This is a genomic window from Pseudomonas quasicaspiana, from assembly GCF_021147825.1.
GTDB lineage: Bacteria > Pseudomonadota > Gammaproteobacteria > Pseudomonadales > Pseudomonadaceae > Aquipseudomonas > Aquipseudomonas quasicaspiana.
Genome location: NZ_JAGTPI010000001.1, coordinates 274,162 through 292,094 on the forward strand (window position 1 = coordinate 274,162; position 17,933 = coordinate 292,094).

Below are 17,933 nucleotides of genomic sequence, written 5' to 3' on the forward strand. Positions count from 1 at the left end.
TCAGCACTGGCGTAACGGCGCTATTCAATCTTCGTGCCCTGGTGAAAGGTCATCTGCCAGATGTCCCGATGCTTACGCCAGATCGAGCTACGCAAAGAGTTCACTGTGCTTTGGCACACATAAGTGATGAGTACGACATCAGCCGCCAATGCCCGCACCTGAACGTCACTCATGGACCGCGAAACAAAGGCCTCGGACTTTAAACCCGTAATCACATCGTCCTTGGTCCACACCCTGCCACTCGCACTAAACTCCATGAAGTCATCCGCGATCAAGGCCAGTACGGTTGCCTCGTCAGCACGCACGTCCTGTTGGAGCAAACGGTGCTCCAGATCTTCTATGTGAGCATGAATATTCATCGTCGCCTTCCCTGAGTGATGGCCGGGCTTCAGAAGAATATTATTGCCTGAATAACAACCGCTCATGGTCATTTAGTCATAGAGTTGTGCCACCTGGAGGGAACGTAAAAAAGCGACCAGCCTGTAAAAAAAAATGCTATAGCAGCTATTCGAAAAGGGGTATTCAGACGAATGGATGTAAAAACTGGGGTATTAACAAAAAAAACGCCTCTAACCGTTTACCAAAGCGCTAATCACAGCAATGAAGTCGTCATAATTTGATACTGTGTCATCGGATTTTTCGGGACGAATGCTATTCGGCCTTCTTCAGCTCATCACCTGAGCCTGTGCCTACCGTCTCAAAGGCCTTCAAAGGGGAAAGTTTTGACCGCGATCGACACTCATGCATCTCTGCAGGCTGCAATTGATAACTGCGCGCGCGAACCCATTCGCACGCCGGGTAGCATTCAGCCTCAAGGGTTCCTCATCGTTATTGATGAACCCGGGATGACGATCGTTCAGATCAGCGAAAACATTGCCCAGTGGCTGAATCTCGATCATGACGTGTTGCTGGGCAGTCACCTCGACTCCCTGGTCAAAGATGGGTCGGCATTCATTGGGCAGTTGGGTGAGCTGGACGAAGATGAGGCGCAGCCTTATCACGTGGGTGACGTCACCTTCCTCAAGGGTGATCGTGCCGGTCAACACGTTGCCATGATGTTGCACCGTCACGAAGGCGCGCTGATTGCCGAGTTCGAACCGGCCGGCGACACCGTAACGGCGCATGGCAAGTTGTATCCACTGGTGCGTGCGTTCATCAGCCAGATGCGTGAAGAAGAAAGCGTCGACGAGCTGTGTGAACGCTCGGTCCGTTTTATCAAGCGCATCACCGGCTTCGGACGTGTTAACTCATACCGATTCGATGAGGCTGGTAACGGTGTGGTGAATGCCGAGCTGGCTGACGCGGACATGCCCAGCTATCTGGGCCTGTGTTTCCCGGCGTCGGATATTCCGGCTCAGGCACGTGAACTGTATTGCCTCAACCGCATCCGGATTATTGCCGACTCGAACTACACCCCGTCAGCGATCATCCCCGGCACCAACCCGAAGACACAGCGCCCTCTCGACCTGAGTTACGCGACATTGCGCAGCGTCTCCCCGGTCCACTTGCAGTACATGCGCAATATGGGCACCGGCGCCTCCATGTCCATCTCGATTGTGGTCGATGGTAAATTGTGGGGCCTGATTTCCTGCCACAACCCCACGCCGCACCCTGTCAGTTTCCAGACACGCTCAGCCTGCGAGCTGCTTGGCCGGGTCTTGTCGTTGCAAGTGGAAACCAAAGAGGCCCACCTGCGTAGCCATCGCATGCTGAGCCTGCGCAAGGACATCGTTCACATGCTGGCGGCAATGGCCGACCAAGACAGCGTGTTCAAGGGCCTGCAATCCCTGTCAGACACATTCATCAGGTTCGTGGGTGCCTGCGGCGCAGCCGTGGTTTCCGAGGAAGAGTGCCACTTGTTCGGTCAGACGCCTGCAGAGCGCCATGTTCAGGCACTTGCCGAGTGGCTGGCCGAACGTGGTGGGCCCAATGTCTTTCATACCAACAACGTCAGCCTCGATATCGCACCAATCCCGGGCCTGGCCAAGTCAGTGAGTGGTGTGCTGGCAGTGTCGATTTCCGAGCTGCATTCGAACTACCTGATCTGGTTCAAACCAGAACAGGCGCGAGTTGTTCACTGGGCAGGAAAACCCGAGAAAGCCGTCGATAAAAACGGCGCACTGAGCCCCCGCCTGAGCTTTGAGCTGTGGAAGCAGAATGTCGAAGGATATTCGTCTCCCTGGGAAGACGCCGAGCTGGAAGGAGTGGCGGAACTGCGTCTTGCCGTTCTTGGCATCGTGTTACGCAAAGCCGAAGAAATGGCGCAACTGGCCATGGAGCTCAAGCGCAGCAATAAAGAACTAGAAGCATTTTCCTACAGCGTTTCCCACGACTTGCGGGCGCCTCTTCGGCATATCGCAGGCTATGCCGAACTACTCAAGGACATGGAAGAGGTCAACCTCTCCCACCGCGGCCAGCGCTTCCTCGACACCATCGGCGAATCAGCCAAGTTTGCCGGTACGCTGGTGGACAATCTGCTGAGTTTCTCGCAGATGGGCCGCTCCGCCATGCGCCAGTCAGAGGTCAACCTGACGGCCATGGTCGAATCGATCCAGCGAGAAATGCAGCCCGATTACGAAGGCCGGACCATCGAGTGGCGGGTGGGCAATTTGCCGATCATCATTGCCGACCCGGCCTTTTTACACCTGGCGATGCGCAACCTGCTCGCCAACGCAATCAAATACACCCGCAATGAAACCATTGCTGTCATTGAAATAACTGCGGTTCAGGAGTCTCAAGGTGTTGTCGTCAGCGTTCGTGATAACGGCGTGGGCTTCGATATGCAATACGCCGACAAATTGTTTGGGGTCTTCCAGCGCTTGCACCGGATGGAAGAGTTCGAAGGCACCGGAATTGGCCTGGCCAATGTCCGACGAATCATCGAGCGCCATGGCGGCACCGTTCACGCGCAAGGCGTTCTGGGCGAAGGAGCAACGTTCTCTTTCACCCTTCCTTACAAAACACCTGAACCCAGTCGTCTGAGTACGAAGGAAAAATAATGCTCAAGCCAATTCTGCTGGTTGAAGACAACCCCAACGATCTGGAACTGACCCTGGTTGCGCTCGAACGCAGCCAACTGGCCAACGAAGTGATCGTTCTGCGCGACGGCGCGGAAGCCCTTGACTACCTGTTCCGCCGCAATGCTTACGCCGATCGCGTGGACGGTAATCCGGCGGTCCTGCTTCTGGACCTGAAACTGCCCAAGGTCGACGGGTTGCAGGTACTGGACGCCATTCGCCATTCCGATGATTTGCGCAGCATTCCGGTAGTCATGCTCACCTCCTCCCGCGAGGAAATGGACCTTTCACGCGCCTATGAACTGGGTGTCAACGCATACGTGGTCAAGCCTGTCGAATTCAAGGAGTTCGTCAGTGCCATCTCCGATCTGGGTATTTTCTGGGCCGTTCTGAACGAACCACCACCAGGTTCTGTCAGAGCTCAGCGTCGTACCAGTTCCTGACCCTAAATTGATTAAGCGCAGTCAGACTTAATGCCACTGAACGAATTAAAGATCCTCCTCATCGAAGACAGTCCGCAGGATGCGGAATTGACCCTTTTGTCCCTGGAGGCCAGTGGTATCAAAGTTGACTCGACCCTGGTGCACAATCACCAGGGTGCCTCCCAGGCGCTGGGCCAGGAGGTATTTGATGTGGTGCTGTGTGACTTCCTGCTGCCGGGTTCTTCCGGCGCAGAAGTCCTGAAAATTGCCCAGCAACTAGCGCCAGAAACCCCCTTCATTTTTCTCTCAGGCATTTTCGGCGAGCAACAGGCCGTGGAAATGATGCGCCTGGGTGCGGTCGATTACGTCCTTAAGCAAAACTTCAAGATGCTGCCCAAGGCCGTCAGGCGAGCGGTATCGGAAGTACGCGAGAGGACTCAGCGCCGTGCAGCGGAAACCGCCCTTCAGGACGTTGAAGTGCGGGCCAGACTCGCCATCGAAGCAGCAATGATGGGCGTCTGGGAAATTCAGCCATCCACCGGCCGTATGCTTTGGGATGAGCGCTGTAACGCCTTGTATGAAATCCTGCCCAACACCGTGGTCAACCTGCCTTTTCTTCTGGAGCGCTGCCATCCGGATGATCGCGCGCTCCTGGACTCAAAGATCAGTGCGGCCATCGCCAGGGAATCCGACTACCAGATCGAATATCGCGCGCTGATGCCGGGTGGCCGATCACGCTGGCTGTTCTCCAGTGGCCGCTCCGTGTTCGAAGACGGCCAATGTGTGCGCATCACTGGCGTCATGCAAGACATCACCGAGCGCAAGCAGGCGACCCGGGAGCTCGTTGAACTGAACGAGGTGCTGGGCGCCCGTATTGAGCAGCGTACCCGTGAGCGGGATCGAATCTGGGAGTTGTCCAGAGAGCTGCTGGCCGTGTTGCAACTGGACATGACCCCGATATCGTTCAACCCGGCCTGGGAAGCGACATTAGGCTGGTCCCATGAACAAATCAGCCAGATGCGCTTGTGGGAGTTGATCCATCCGGAAGACTTCGACACCACTCTCCACGAGCTGGAAAGCATCGCTCAGGGCAATGTATCGACACGTTTCGTCAACCGGATGAAGCATAAATCAGGTGATTACCGCTGGCTGTCCTGGACCATCGTGCCCGAGGACGGCTTGATGTATGCCGCCGTTCGCGACATCACTGAGGAGCGTGCGGTCATTGATGAGCTGGCTGCAGCCAACCAGCGCCTGCGTTCGCAGATCAGTGAGCGGGAACGCATCGAAGCCGACCTGCAACAAATGCAGCGTCTAGAAGTGGTGGGCCAATTGACCGCCGGTGTGGCGCATGACTTCAACAACCTGCTGACCGTGATTCTGACCAGTACCACTTTCGCGATCAGGGATATCGAACGCGGCACACTGGACAAGACCGTCAAGCGCTTGCAGAACGTCAAGGATGCTGGCGAGCGCGGTGCCAGACTCACTGCCCAATTGCTGTCGTTCTCTCGACGCCAACGCTTGCAACCCACAGCGATCAATCTCAACGACACTATTCGCGGCATGGGCACCCTTCTCGGTCGCGCACTGGGCGGCAGCATCTGGATCGAGACCGATCTGGCCAGTGATCTGTGGTACGCCATGGGCGATCCGACCCAGACCGAGATGATTATTCTCAATCTCGCGATCAATGCGCGAGACGCCATGTCCATGGGTGGGTCGCTGTGCTTTTCCACGTTCAACGCGGAAATCACTCAACCTGCGGTCCGTCCCGAGGACCCGGAGCCCGGCAAATATGTGGTGCTGGCCATCCGTGACTCGGGCAGTGGCATGAGCCCCGAAACCTTGCTGCGCGCGTTCGAGCCGTTCTACACCACTAAAGATGTCGGCAAGGGTTCAGGTCTGGGCCTGGCTCAGGTGTTTGGTTTCGCCAAGCAGTCAGGCGGCGGCGTGATGATTGAAAGTGAACTGGGCGTCGGCACCCGAGTTCTGGTCTATCTGCCCAGCGTGGATAAACCTGCTGTCCTGCCGGAAGAAAAGAATCCGAATCAGGCTCCGGCGCGGGTGGGTGGTTCACACACGATTTTGCTGGTAGATGATGACCCTGAGGTTCGGGCCGTGACTGTACAGATGCTCGAGTCCATGGAGTACAAGGTCAAACAGGCCAAGGACGGTGCGATGGCGCTGTCGATGCTGGACCCGAGCGTTGATCTGGTGCTGACTGATTTCGCAATGCCGGGCATGACCGGTGGCGAGCTGGCCAGCCTGATCCATAAAAAGTATCCCACCCTGCCCGTGCTGTTTGTCACCGGCTACGCCGATACCGACGTGTTGGGCCTCACTGGCTCCGCGGTGGTACAAAAGCCGTTTAACGAGATCGAGCTGAGAAACAAACTGCACGACGTCTTGAGCAGCGCAGGCCGTCGCTGACACTCCTTTGTTGACCTCTCCTAAATCAGCAGGGCTGCGCCAATCTCGGTCAGCCCACTGATGATGTGCTGGGTGTACGGAAACGCCGGATCTTCATCCAGCACCCGCTCCGACACCAGCAGCCCCTCCTTTACCAATACATCCACAGCCACTACGCACTCCGTGATCGTTGGAACGCGTGCCTGGGAGCGAATCAGTCGGGTGTAAATCTGGCCGAACGTAAGCTTTCTGGAGCCTGCAAGATTGAGCGCCCGGACGGCAGTCAATACCGCGAGGTCAACCCTGTATCGGTCATCGACGGTTATCAGTCGGGGAGAATCAGCAAGGGGGGACGGCATAAGCGAAGGCATCTGAAGAATAAGTCGAAGAGAAGATGCTCTTCTGCCACAAACAAAAATCATAATAATGCGCAGACTTTTACATCGCATGCGCACGATCACATACCCGCGTGGCAAACCGAGACTTTAGATACTAATTATCGCCACTGGACAAACAACTCTTTAATTCACATAGAGCGCCTGAAAACAGCGATAACCTGTTTATTAAACAGAAGAAACTCACCAGTAAAAACACCAACTTTCCACAGTGAGCAAAGCTTACCAGATCACTAAACCTAACTGCAATTAGGTTTACTAAATAGCAATTTTTAACTGATAAATCAGTTTTTAACCGCTATTTAAATCAATAAAACCCATATTTTTTAGCATTTTTCACCAATAAATCACGTTAAAACCGTTATTAACAGCTTGCAAAAGCGCGGGAAAACAAGAAAAAAAGCGGTTAAGGCCAAGTGCCATCATTTAATAAAAACATTTAGACAAATATTCTATTCGTCAGTGAACTTTTAATCCTGGCGCTGGACTTAACGTTCGGCTGATGGCCGCAACCGCGTTTATTTATTTCCCCGACCCCTTAATCGAGATTTAGTCGATGACCAGACCCATGCTGTCTGTTTTCAGCGCAGTGCTACTCTGCGCCCATAGTTTGTCTGCCCTGGCGGCCGACTCCAGCTCTGCAACCAACACTGCAACTTCCACGGAACAGATTCGCGTGCAGGTCGAGGCCAAGCGCGACCAACTGACTGGCGTTGCCAATGTCAGCACAGCAACGGCAAAAGGCCCTTCTGCCGTGCTCGACGCACCGGTGGTCACCGATGACGCTCCAGCGCAGGCGCAACGTCCATGACCCCTTCCAACTATCAGTCGATTGCCTACGCAAAAAGGACGCCCGCCTTGTCAGCCTTCAAACACACCCTCGGCCTGAGCCTGCTGACCTTCGGCATTCTGCAAGCCAACATGGCACTCGCAGCGGTGACGCCAGCCACCGGCAACGAGGTTGAAGCCCGTGTCAGCTCGATCCTCGACAACATGAACCAGTCCGAGAAGATCAACTTCACTCGCGTCAACGACGGACACATGATTCCGCCGCTGCTCAAGTGGGGCATCAAGGGCACCACGGCGTATGACTCGTCCATGGGCGTGCACGTCAACAACGCCACTTTTGGTGCGCAGTACCCGTCACAGTCTGCCCTCGCGGCGACCTGGAGCATCAACCGCGCCAAAGAGTTCGGCCTGGCCATCGCCTACGAAACCCGCATCTCGGGCGGCCAGCAAATGCTGTCACCGGGCGTCAACCTGTACCGCACGCCCTACAACGGTCGTTCTGCCGAGTACATGAGCGGTGAAGATCCATTCCTCGGTGCGGTTCTGGCTCCTGCAGTGGTCAACGCCATTCAGGCGCAAGGCATCCAGGCCAGCGGCAAGCACTACCTGGCCAACGAACAGGAAGCCAATCGTCAGGCGGTCAACGTCATCGCTGACGAACGCACCCTGCGCGAGCTGTATCTGCCAGGCTTCGAGTCGATGGTGAAAAACTCGAACGTCGCCTCGATCATGTGCGGCTTTAACAAAATCAACGGTGACTACGCCTGCGAAAACCACCACCTGATCACTGAAGTGCTCAAGGGCGAATGGGGTTATCAGGGCACTGTAATCAGTGACTTCAACGCCATTCACGATGCGTTCAAGGGAGCCTGGGCAGGGACCGATATCGACATGCCGTCGGGTCTGCAATTTACCGAAGCCAACCTGCTGCCGTATCTCTGGAGCGGTCAGCTGACCCAGAACGTCATCGATGACAAGGTCAAGCGCAACCTGCGCGCCATCGTCAGCTACGACTTCCAGGAAAACCTCAACACTGCGAAGACGCTGGACCATCCGGAGTACGGCGCACGCGCAGCATTGAACACCGCTCGCGAATCCATCGTGCTGTTGCGCAACGAAAACACCACGGAAGGCAAACCGCTGCTGCCACTGGCCAAGACTGCCAAAATCGCAGTGATCGGCGACTGGGCACACGAAGCACCGGCATCGCCATTCGGCACGGCCAACTCGCCGCCCAACAGCTACGTCACCGAGCTAAGCGGCTTGCAGCAACTGGCGTCGAGCAGCTCGAATGTCACTTATCTGTCCGAGCTGAGCCTTAACCCGAAATCCGCAGCCTGGTATCAGCCTGCCACGGGTAGCAACGGTGTGAACAACTCTGGCGTGAAAGCCGAGTACTTTTCCAACACCAGCTTTTCGGGCAGCCCGAGCGTGACCCGCGTCGAGCCGGGTGTGAACCTCAACTGGACCACCGGCACCAACGAAACCAACGCAGGCACCACCGCTGTATCCGGTTTCAGCCCTTCAGCGGGTGCGTTCTCGGCTCGTTTTACGGCGAACATCAAGCCGACGGTTTCCGGCGCTCACGTGTTCAAAGTGCGTGCAGACGGTCCTTACAAACTGTGGGTCAACGACGAGCTGGTGTTGCAGAGCGACGGCGTGCCGTACTCCGCCGACGTCGTGAACGCCATGACCACCTCTGGCAAAACTGCCGCGCTGGTGGCAGGCAAGTCCTACTCCGTGAAACTCGAATACCAGCGCGTACAGGGCAACTTCATCCCGGCACTGGGCGGTGTTACTGGCGTACAGATGAGCTGGGCTTCCCTGCGTCCGCCCAAGGATCTGTCGAAATACGACGCGGTAGTCGTCGCCACTGGCTCCAACTACGAGCATGAAGGCGAAGGTTCCGACCACGGTTTCGAACTGCCCGACCAACAGGCTGAGCTGATCAGCTTTGTGACCCGCGCCAACCCCAACACCATCGTGGTGATGCACGGCGGCGGAGTTGCAGACATGCAGCCTTGGGCAAGCAAAGTCGGCGCTACCCTGCAAGCCTGGTTCCCGGGTCAGCAAGGCGGTCAGGCACTGGCCGAGATCCTGTATGGCAAGGTCAACCCATCGGGCAAACTGCCGATCACCATCGACAAAAAAATCGAAGATAACCCGAGCTATGCGTCCTACCCGGACCCGGCTGCTTACCGTGGCAACAATGCCCTGACCGAGATGACCTACAGCGAAGGCCTGTACATGGGCTATCGCGGTTATGACAAGAAACACGCAAAACCGCTCTACCCGTTTGGCTACGGTCTGTCGTACACCACGTTCGGTTATAGCGATCTGAAACTGTCGACCAACGTGCTGAGTCCTGGCGCTACCATCGACGTGAAGTTCACGCTGACCAACACCGGCGACAAGGCTGGCTTCGAAGTGGCGCAGCTGTATGTGCAACCGGTGAAACCTGCGGTTGATCGTCCGGAGAAAGAACTCAAAGGCTTCACCAAGGTGTACCTGCAACCGGGCGAGAGCAAGACCGTCAGCATCCCGATTGACTCGCGCTCCCTGGCCTACTACGTCGACAAGACCGCGAGCTGGGATGTGGATGCAGGCAAGTTCAAGATTCTCGTGGGTTCCGACTCAGAGAACCTGACCCTGAACCGCACTTTGACCACGCTGTTCCCGGAACACCTGACCACCCGCGACAGCAACCCACTGCCATTGCCGCTGCGCAAGGCCGTGCAGGTTAACGCCGCACAGGCCTACTAAGCGTCAGCATTCAGGCTCAGGGATGAGCCTGAATGTCCTTCCCCAAGCGCCGCAAATAGATGTCGAACACCGCCATCACGTCCACCTCTTCAGGGCTTCTCAGCCACTGAATCTGCAAGCCATCCATGACCGAGAAAATTTCCTGGGCCATGGCCTTGATGTCAATGTCCGCGCGAATTTCCCCAGCCTCTATCAACGCCGTCAAATGACCGCGAGCATGATCATGGGTGAGATGAAAGCGTTCCTTGTGCCAGGCAAATGCCGGGTGTGCGTCAGACAGGCTTTCGGTATTCATCACCATTGACGCCTGACATTCGGCAGCGTCCTCGATACTGAACCCCATGCTCAACCTCAAGAACTTGAGAAAGCCGGTCAGTGTCAGCTCGGTCGTGAGATCGCGAAACCTCGAAGTCACCCGCTGATCTCGGCGCTCCAGCAGTGCAGCCAGCAACGCCTCTTTATTCGGGAAGTGATGCAGCAGACCTACGGTGGTAATACCGGCAAGCGCCGCGACGTCGCGCATCGAAGCACTGGTATAGCCGTCCCGGGCGAAAATAACCGTGGCCGCGTCCAGCAACGCAGTTCTGCGCATTTCCCCTTTGGGCGCTCTGCGACGCTTTGGCGAAAGCTCTTCGCCTGATTCATTCCCTGATTCGTCAACTGACATAAAAATCCGATAACAACTGCATTCAAATTTTCCCGACGCTCGCTGGCTGGGCCCGACGTATAAAGAATCGCCTGGCGGTGATGGACGCGACCCAGGTCGACGTCAATGCGATCAACGCGTTACCGGTAAACGTACCCGGCATCAACCCGCTGCTTCCGAACAGGTGCGTGCCCGCGAATATGAACGGCACTGTACCGATCGTTGACCGAAGCCAGGCAAACACAGCGACCAGCCATGGCCGCTGCATCGTCACGAACACCGCAATCGAGACGAAATCCAGGCCAATGAGCACCCACAAGCCACCGCCAAACTGGCAGAACGCAAGAAACAGCACTCGGCCTTCACCTTCCAGGTCGTAGAAGTCCGCAACAGGCCCGCTTGCCAACAGCAACAATCCCCAGACAACCAGGCCATAGACAATGACCAGTTTGCGGGTAAAGGCAATTGCCGAATGGGTCCGCTGATCCAGATGAGCGCCGATATTCTGTCCCAGCACCGGTGCCAATGCACTCGGCAAGGCAAAAAAAGCGCAGTAGGAAAACTGCAAGACCCGATCAAGGACCGCCATTGCCGCCAGGGCCGAGGTACCGAAAGTAGCCACGCTCGAGACAAGATACGCCACCCCCACCGGGGTCGCCAAATTGCCCACCATGGCAGGCAAGGCAACCCTGAACGTGCGCCTGACATGCATGCGCAGCAGTTTGAGCTTGATGGACATCGTCAGCCCGACATGGCGACGTACCCAATACAGCCCCAGGCAGGCAGACATTAACGCAGACAAGGCATAGGAAAGGCCTGCGCCTTCCAGCCCCAGACCAAAGACGAAAATCAGCAATGGATCAGCAATAGCCAGTGTGGCAGCACCCGACAGCACCACCCACAGCGCCCGACGACTATCCCCGGCCGTGCGCAGGATTTGCGCCGTCATCTGCATCAACGACTGCAGCACACTGAACGGCAACGTCAGCCAGATAAACACCCGTGCTGCTTCATAAGTCGCAGCATCCGCACCTAACAGATGAGTCACCGGAACGATCAACGCCAGTTGCAAGGCAGCTGATAGACCGCACACGACAAGCACCATCAACATAAGGCTGGCGGTGAAGCGCGAGACAGCCTTGGTCGCACGATGCCCGATACGCTCGGACAACACCGTCGCCGCCGCGATAATCAAACCGTTGGCCAAAGCACTGTTGAGAAAGATCAATACCTTGGCGATGCCGACCGCAGCCAGCAGCAAGGGCTGGTGCAGCATGGAGACATAGACCAGCGTCAGGATGTCTACCAGAAACACTGCGAACAGGCTCAGGGCGCCGGTGCTGGTCATCACCAGGATATGGCGCGCTATAAGCCCTTCAGTAAACTTCGCGCGGGCTACCGCCATCACATTCCCCAAACAGGCAATACTTCGCCAGCAGCAGTGGCGAAGCTCATTCAGGCGGCGATTCTAGCGGTGCGCAGGTTCGGTTGCTATCGCCGTTGCGCGATATCTACTGAGGGCCGACCAAGGGTGTGGAGGCCTTTGCGATTTACTCCGGCAGCGGCTGTGAAACCGGCCGCCCCATCAACAGAACAGCGAGCAGAATGGAAAGCCCGACAAAGCCTGCGGCGGCGTAGCCAAGACTCTGCAGGCCGAACGAATCAATCATTCGGCCGCCCACTATCGCGCCCAGGCCGATGCCCAGATTGGCACCCGAAATGTTCAGTGACGCGCCAAAAGCCGTCGCGCCCTCAGCGGCTTTCATGACCCGCACATGGCTGACCAGAAACAACGCCGCCTGAGTAATCCCCCAGGTCGCCAAAGCCATCGCCAGAAAAACCGGAGAATGAATGCTCGGGATCAAAGCGACCATGCCCGCCACCATGAACGCGCAGAACACAATCGAGGCCATCAGCGGATGCTTGTCCACCGCTCGCCCGCCCAATGAGTTGCCGATCAGGCCCACGGCGCCAAACGCCATGAGGCACCAACCCACTACGGTGCCGTTGAAACCGGCCAGCCGTTCGAGGATGTCGGCCAGGTAGGTGTAAGCCGTGAACATCCCGGAGAACACCAATACGGACAGCAACACGTGGCCTTGCAGGACCGGGCTGCGCAGAACTTTCATTTGCTCGCGCAACGAAACGTCCTGCCGGTTGACGTGAATGGTCGGCAGGTACACAAACAGCAGCAACGCTTTGGCCAGTGCCAGCACCGCGAGCATGCCGAACGCCATACGCCAGCCCACGGCATCGGCGACCAGCGTGCCCACCGGGATGCCAAACACCGTGGCGCAGACGATACCAAAGGTGATTTTCGCCATGGCCCGCCCTGCATGCTCAGGTCCAACCAGATCGACCGCAGTCTCGCTGGCCAACGCCCAGAACACTGGCAACCCGAGTGCAGGTATAAGTCGTGCGATCCCCATTACAGCGATATTGGGGCTTAGCGCTGCAAGGGTATTGGCAAGTGCAAACAACACCATCACTGTGACGAAGAGCTTCTTGCGTTCAAAGCGCGCGAAATACGCCGTCAGAAATGGACCGAAACAGGCCACCGTAAAGGCGAACAACGTCACCAGCAACCCGGCTTGCGGGATGCTCACCTCAAGGTCCCGGGCGATCCCCGGCAGCAAGCCAACAATGACAAATTCGGTCGTCAGCACAGTAAAGCCTGCGGCCGACAGCAGCAGAATGGGTAACAGCATTCGAACTCCAATAGCGAAGCGCCAGACGGATGAACACCGATCTGGTTTTTAAAAGGTATGGTCAAGCTGATATGACTTGGCGCTGATCGCTCGTCGACCGGGCAATCAAAGCGGGAAGGAATTGTTATAGGCAAACAGCGGCCGACATTATGTCGATGCACCTTGATGAGGTCTACTGCAATAAGCGTCGTGTATCCATCGCTGCATGCCTGCCTGCAGCTTCAGCACCCTGAAATTGTACTGCCGCCTGGGGCGGCATGGTTTGCCCGATCAGCGCGGTTCGTTGCACGATCCTGCGAAGCTGGACTGAATAGTAAATTGCGTTTCCTGTTGGAGCGAGGCTTGCCCGCGAAGAGGATAACGCGGAGTAACTGAGCTACCTCATCGCCTGATTCGCGGGCAAGCCTCGCTCCAACAGAGATTACGACCTGCCAGAGGAGCTCAAAGAGCACCTTCGTGATCTGTTCAAAATAAAAACAGCCACAGGACAAAGTGTACTGCCCACTCTGTCGCTCTCTGTAGCGCTGGGAGATTTCGCCTCTATGGCTAAATACCGGCCCACACTCTCTGACGATGAACCGTTTATGACTTCCCGCGATAACACCGGCATGGCCCTCGGTTTGCTCGGCGTTATAATTTTCAGCCTGACCCTGCCCATGACCCGCATTGTGGTCGAGGAAATTCACCCGCTGCTCAACGGCCTCGGTCGTGCACTTGTCGCGGCGATTCCGGCGGCAGCACTGTTGCTCTGGCGCCGGGAACGCTGGCCAAGCCGGCAACAATTCAAAGGCCTGTGCTTCGTCATCCTCGGAGTGATCGTCGGCTTCCCGGTGCTTTCATCGTGGGCCATGCAAACCCTGCCCTCTTCCCATGGCGCGTTGGTTAACGGCCTGCAACCGCTGATCGTCGCCATGTACGCGGCGTGGCTGCACCATGAGCGGCCTTCCAAAGCATTCTGGGCATGCGCTGCACTGGGCAGTGCGCTGGTGCTGACTTACGCGATGATTCAAGGCGCTGGCAGTATCAGCAGTGGCGATCTGCTAATGCTGGCGGCCATCGCACTGGGCGGTCTGGGTTATGCCGAAGGTGGACGTCTGGCCAGGGAAATGGGCGGATGGCAAGTCATCTGCTGGGCATTGGTGCTGGCCTTCCCTTTGCTGCTGGGGCCGGTGCTTTACCTGGCATCACAGCATCAAGGAGCAATCAGCGCCCCGACGTTATGGGCGTTCGGCTACGTCACGCTGTTCTCGCAATTCATCGGCTTCTTCGCCTGGTATGCCGGGCTGGCCATGGGCGGCATTGCACGCGTCGGGCAAGTTCAGTTGCTGCAGATTTTCTTTACCATCGCCTTTTCTGCGCTGTGGTTTGGTGAGCACATTGACCCGTTGACCTGGGTATTTGCTGCAGGAGTCGTAGGCACGGTGGTACTCGGGCGCCGGACCACGGTCAAGGCGCCACAACCCATCAAGATCTGATCAAGCCCCCTCTGCAGCACGAGCGTTGACCGCATCGTCGAGAAACGCCTTCACCGCCAGCCACGATTGTTCATTGGCTTCAGCGTTGGCCGCAGGCGTGCCGTCAACGCTGTAGGTGGACGGTATGTTCGGCAACAGAATCGTATGGCCAGCGTGTTCAAAACTCAGGTGTTGCACGGGCCATGGATGTCCCGCCTCTTTCAGCCGCGAGTACGCCATTCTGGAAAAAAGCGCTGAAGGCCAGGCCGCATCATCCCCCGCAGACAGCAACAGGACGGGCCCACGAATTTTCTCTACCTCGATGGCGACCCGGCGCACGGCATCGTGATCCAGCAGCGCTGTGCTGATGGATTCGGCATTACGCAAACCGGCATCCCTGGCCGCCCATGAAGCGGTTTTATTGTTGTTCCAGAGGTGCACCAGTGGCTGTCCCCGATAGAGCCATGCCGGTCCGTCCCGGCCTACTGCCGGATCAGCCGCCGCTTGCCCACCATGCACCAGGGCGCTTGGCACATAACCGATGACCGCCGACACCGCCTCAGGAAACATACTGCCCAGCAGCAACACCAACTCACCGCCCCGAGACTGCCCGCTCAGCGCAACGAAATCATGGGCAGGCCGAACCTCACGTCGCACCCAGGCCAAGCCCGCGACGAAGTACTCCAAGGGCGTATTTGAAATGTAAGGCGATAAGCCCGGTGCCTTGAAATAGCCCAGCGCCAACGCGGCGTAACCTCGCGAGGCATAAAGCGCGGCTCGGGGTTCGTTGATCCCGCCCCCTGAACCGTTGAGCACAATCACAGCGGGATGCGGCCCGACGCCAGGCGGCGTGAACAGGGTTCCGACCAGACCGTCCTCGCGAACCTCACGGCGAGTTACGCCTCCAGATGCGAGTCGCTGAATCAAGGTGACGGATTGCTCACTCCCCTCAAGGGATACTTGAGTCACCAAGGGTTGCAGCACGTCGTCTGGAAAAACATCAGCAGCACTAGACGCTTCTGGTCGCTGACTCCAGAGCAGGCCTGACGCAGAGACGCCTTCATAGCTGCCGGATACAGGCGCGTCGCGTTCCAGATCAACCTGCCCGGATGCATCGGCGATATACGTCGCAGAGCTGACCCAATACTGCCCGTTGCCACGCAAGGTGCGCGTGGAAAGCTCAACCTTTTGCGAGGGCTCCAGACCTTTTATGGAGATGCGTCGAGGCTCGTCCAGCAAACCGTCTGCGGGTGTCACGGAGAGTGTTGTCATGTATTTCGCCTTATCACGCGCTGCGTGCTACCGGACCTTCAAATTCGTCGTGTGCGCACAATGTGAACAAGACAATGAAAAAAGCCAAATTCCTCTGCGGCATAACCTTAGGTCTTTTGCCGTTTTATCTATTGGCTGGAGTGATTTCGTATAGGTCGAGGCATTCTACAAAATCAACAGATGCCATTAGATACCCGGAAACTTCCGCCCCGTTCACAGGTCTTGATTGGGTTCAGATTAATGACGTATTTCATTGGCTGAAACTTCCCCCCGTAATCAAGGACGCAACATGAAAGACAGGAAGATTTTATCGCTGGCCGTTTTGCTCACCGTGCTCGCGGGCTGCTCCGACCCGAAAAAGGCCAGTGAAGAAAATTTCGAAAAAGCTGCACAAGCTTACCTCGACACTCTGTATCCGAGATGTCTGGTGGCCGCTAACTTTCCTACCGAGAGTCAGGAGTTCGACTACAGCGGTACAGACAAGGTCTTGCATACCTTGGCTCAAGTGGGGGTAGTTAAAGAAACTGAGCTATCTCGTAAAGAGATCCCGAAGAGCTTTGCTCAACCTGCTCGCACCGATATCCGCTATGCCTTCGACCTTACCGATGAAGGTCGAAAGTTCTACAAGAATGACGCCCGGAAACTTATGAACGGGACCACTGTTGGCGCCCTGTGTGTTGGCAAAGCCAAAATCGTCAGCGTCGACCAGTTCAGTGAGCCTGGCGACATGATGGGCCAGAAGGTTTCACGCGTGACGTACAGCTACAAGACCAGCGACTTGCCGAAATGGGCGTACGAAGAGTCCGTGCAAGCTGCCATCCGGGACTTGCCTGCAATAGTCGCCGCTGAAAAAACGCCGATCAAAGAAACCCGCGGCATGATCCTGACCAATAACGGCTGGGTACATGAGCGGTTATTCGGCAAGTAACTGAATGATCAGGTAACTGAAGAATGGGGGCCTGGGTTGCCCCCATTTTTGCACCCACGCTTAGTCCAATAGATTATATAAACACTGCTAAATGTGATTATTCACGCATAACCGGAATTGCTAAGGTGCAGCTTCAGGCCACTTGCCTTAATGCCTATCTGCCGGTGATGCGCATGCCCAACTACCTCGACGCCACGCACCAACAGCGCATCGCCCAACTGCGCAAAACCTGGACCGCCCGCACCGACTGGCCAACCTGGTTATTGCTGATCGGGACTTACGCGGCCTGGTTCAGCCTGATCCAATACTCGGCACTACTGGGCCGCGGATTGACCTTGATGTTGCTGGTGCCGGTCATCTCGTTCTGGATGTCGGTGCAGCACGAATTACTCCACGGCCATCCGACCCGCTGGCGGTCAGTGAACAAGCTACTAGGCTACGCGCCGCTCGCGATCTGGTATCCCTACACGCTGTATCGCGACAGCCATCTGCTGCATCACCGCGACGAAGAGCTGACCCTGCCACATCATGATCCCGAGAGCCGCTACCTGAGCGAACAGCATTGGCAGCGAAATAGCATCGTGTCGCGCAGCCTGCACTGGTTGAACAAAACTCTTTATGGCCGATTGCTGGTCGGCCCGGCGATTGCGCTGGTTGGCCTGCTGTCAGTAGAACTGCGAAGGCTACGGCAAGGCGTGTTGCAAGCCTGGCTGATGTGGCTGACTCACGGTGCCTGCGTGGTGGCAGTGTTGTGGTTTGTTCAGGTACAAGGCGGAATCGGCATCTTCGAATACCTGCTGGCCAGCGTACTGGCTCTGGCGTTATCCATGGTCCGCTCGTTCTATGAGCACCGCCCTGCCGCATCGCCGCAACATCGCTCGGTCATCAATGAAGCGGGCTGGCCGTGGCGCTGGTTGTTTCTGAACCTGAACCTGCATCTGATTCATCACGATCTTCCGGGCTTGCCCTGGTATTACCTGCCCCGGGTTTACGCAGAGCGTCGTGAAGACTGGCTGCAGCGCAGTGGCCAGTTTCTGGTGGACGGGTACGGCGCATTGTTCAGGCAACATGGCGTAAGGCCGATTGATAGTCCGCAGCATCCCTGGCGTTGAGCTCATAGCGGGATA

General features: G+C 56.8%; 14 protein-coding genes. 8 read left to right on the forward strand and 6 right to left on the reverse strand.

Annotated features, from left to right (window positions below; all coding sequences use genetic code 11):
• Positions 1 to 20: 20 nt before the first annotated feature.
• Complete coding sequence (locus KDX30_RS01295; RefSeq protein WP_231674757.1) at positions 21 to 359, reverse strand: nuclear transport factor 2 family protein; 339 nt, start codon at positions 357 to 359, stop codon at positions 21 to 23.
• 363 nt (positions 360 to 722) lie between these two features.
• Between KDX30_RS01295 and KDX30_RS01300 the strand changes: the two genes are divergently transcribed.
• Genes KDX30_RS01300 through KDX30_RS01310 form a run of 3 tightly spaced genes read left to right on the forward strand, consistent with a single transcriptional unit; the run spans position 723 to position 5,872 of the window.
• Positions 723 to 2,999: an ATP-binding protein gene (locus tag KDX30_RS01300; RefSeq protein ID WP_231674758.1), complete on the forward strand. Its 2,277-nt coding sequence runs from the start codon at positions 723 to 725 to the stop codon at positions 2,997 to 2,999.
• Positions 2,999 to 3,460, forward strand: a complete 462-nt coding sequence (locus KDX30_RS01305) for a response regulator (protein WP_027898985.1) — start codon at positions 2,999 to 3,001, stop codon at positions 3,458 to 3,460. The genes KDX30_RS01300 and KDX30_RS01305 overlap by 1 nt, the downstream gene beginning before the upstream one ends.
• 30 nt (positions 3,461 to 3,490) lie before the next feature.
• Positions 3,491 to 5,872 (forward strand): hybrid sensor histidine kinase/response regulator, encoded by a 2,382-nt coding sequence (locus tag KDX30_RS01310; RefSeq protein WP_122703739.1) that lies wholly within the window; start codon positions 3,491 to 3,493, stop codon positions 5,870 to 5,872.
• A gap of 20 nt (positions 5,873 to 5,892) precedes the next feature.
• Here the strand turns inward: KDX30_RS01310 and KDX30_RS01315 are convergent, their stop codons facing one another.
• Complete coding sequence (locus tag KDX30_RS01315) at positions 5,893 to 6,210, reverse strand: hypothetical protein (protein ID WP_231674759.1); 318 nt, start codon at positions 6,208 to 6,210, stop codon at positions 5,893 to 5,895.
• Positions 6,211 to 6,814: 604 nt separating this feature from the next.
• Between KDX30_RS01315 and KDX30_RS01320 the strand changes: the two genes are divergently transcribed.
• Together KDX30_RS01320 and KDX30_RS01325 are read left to right on the forward strand one after the other, a co-directional pair.
• Positions 6,815 to 7,057, forward strand: coding sequence for a hypothetical protein (locus KDX30_RS01320; RefSeq protein ID WP_122703741.1), 243 nt, complete (start codon positions 6,815 to 6,817; stop codon positions 7,055 to 7,057).
• Positions 7,054 to 9,798: a beta-glucosidase gene (locus KDX30_RS01325; RefSeq protein ID WP_231674760.1), complete on the forward strand. Its 2,745-nt coding sequence runs from the start codon at positions 7,054 to 7,056 to the stop codon at positions 9,796 to 9,798. The genes KDX30_RS01320 and KDX30_RS01325 overlap by 4 nt, the downstream gene beginning before the upstream one ends.
• A gap of 16 nt (positions 9,799 to 9,814) precedes the next feature.
• Here KDX30_RS01325 and KDX30_RS01330 read toward each other — a convergent pair whose 3' ends face one another.
• From KDX30_RS01330 to KDX30_RS01340, 3 genes are all read right to left on the reverse strand, one after another.
• Positions 9,815 to 10,465 (reverse strand): TetR/AcrR family transcriptional regulator, encoded by a 651-nt coding sequence (locus KDX30_RS01330; RefSeq protein WP_122396239.1) that lies wholly within the window; start codon positions 10,463 to 10,465, stop codon positions 9,815 to 9,817.
• A 22-nt stretch (positions 10,466 to 10,487) separates the two neighbouring features.
• Complete coding sequence (locus KDX30_RS01335) at positions 10,488 to 11,849, reverse strand: MATE family efflux transporter (RefSeq protein ID WP_122396240.1); 1,362 nt, start codon at positions 11,847 to 11,849, stop codon at positions 10,488 to 10,490.
• A gap of 145 nt (positions 11,850 to 11,994) precedes the next feature.
• Entirely contained in the window at positions 11,995 to 13,152 is a 1,158-nt protein-coding gene (locus KDX30_RS01340) for an MFS transporter (RefSeq protein ID WP_027898978.1), read from the reverse strand.
• Between the two features lie 584 nt (positions 13,153 to 13,736).
• Between KDX30_RS01340 and KDX30_RS01345 the strand changes: the two genes are divergently transcribed.
• Complete coding sequence (locus KDX30_RS01345; RefSeq protein ID WP_231674761.1) at positions 13,737 to 14,627, forward strand: DMT family transporter; 891 nt, start codon at positions 13,737 to 13,739, stop codon at positions 14,625 to 14,627.
• Here KDX30_RS01345 and KDX30_RS01350 read toward each other — a convergent pair whose 3' ends face one another.
• A complete protein-coding gene (locus tag KDX30_RS01350; RefSeq protein ID WP_231674762.1) occupies positions 14,628 to 15,878 on the reverse strand; it encodes an acyl-CoA thioesterase/bile acid-CoA:amino acid N-acyltransferase family protein in 1,251 nt (416 codons plus the stop codon).
• A gap of 289 nt (positions 15,879 to 16,167) precedes the next feature.
• On the opposite strand from KDX30_RS01350, the gene KDX30_RS01355 reads away from it, so the two are divergent.
• Together KDX30_RS01355 and KDX30_RS01360 are read left to right on the forward strand one after the other, a co-directional pair.
• Entirely contained in the window at positions 16,168 to 16,806 is a 639-nt protein-coding gene (locus KDX30_RS01355; protein ID WP_027898975.1) for a hypothetical protein, read from the forward strand.
• A 173-nt stretch (positions 16,807 to 16,979) separates the two neighbouring features.
• Positions 16,980 to 17,918 (forward strand): fatty acid desaturase, encoded by a 939-nt coding sequence (locus KDX30_RS01360; RefSeq protein WP_122703845.1) that lies wholly within the window; start codon positions 16,980 to 16,982, stop codon positions 17,916 to 17,918.
• Positions 17,919 to 17,933: the final 15 nt, after the last annotated feature.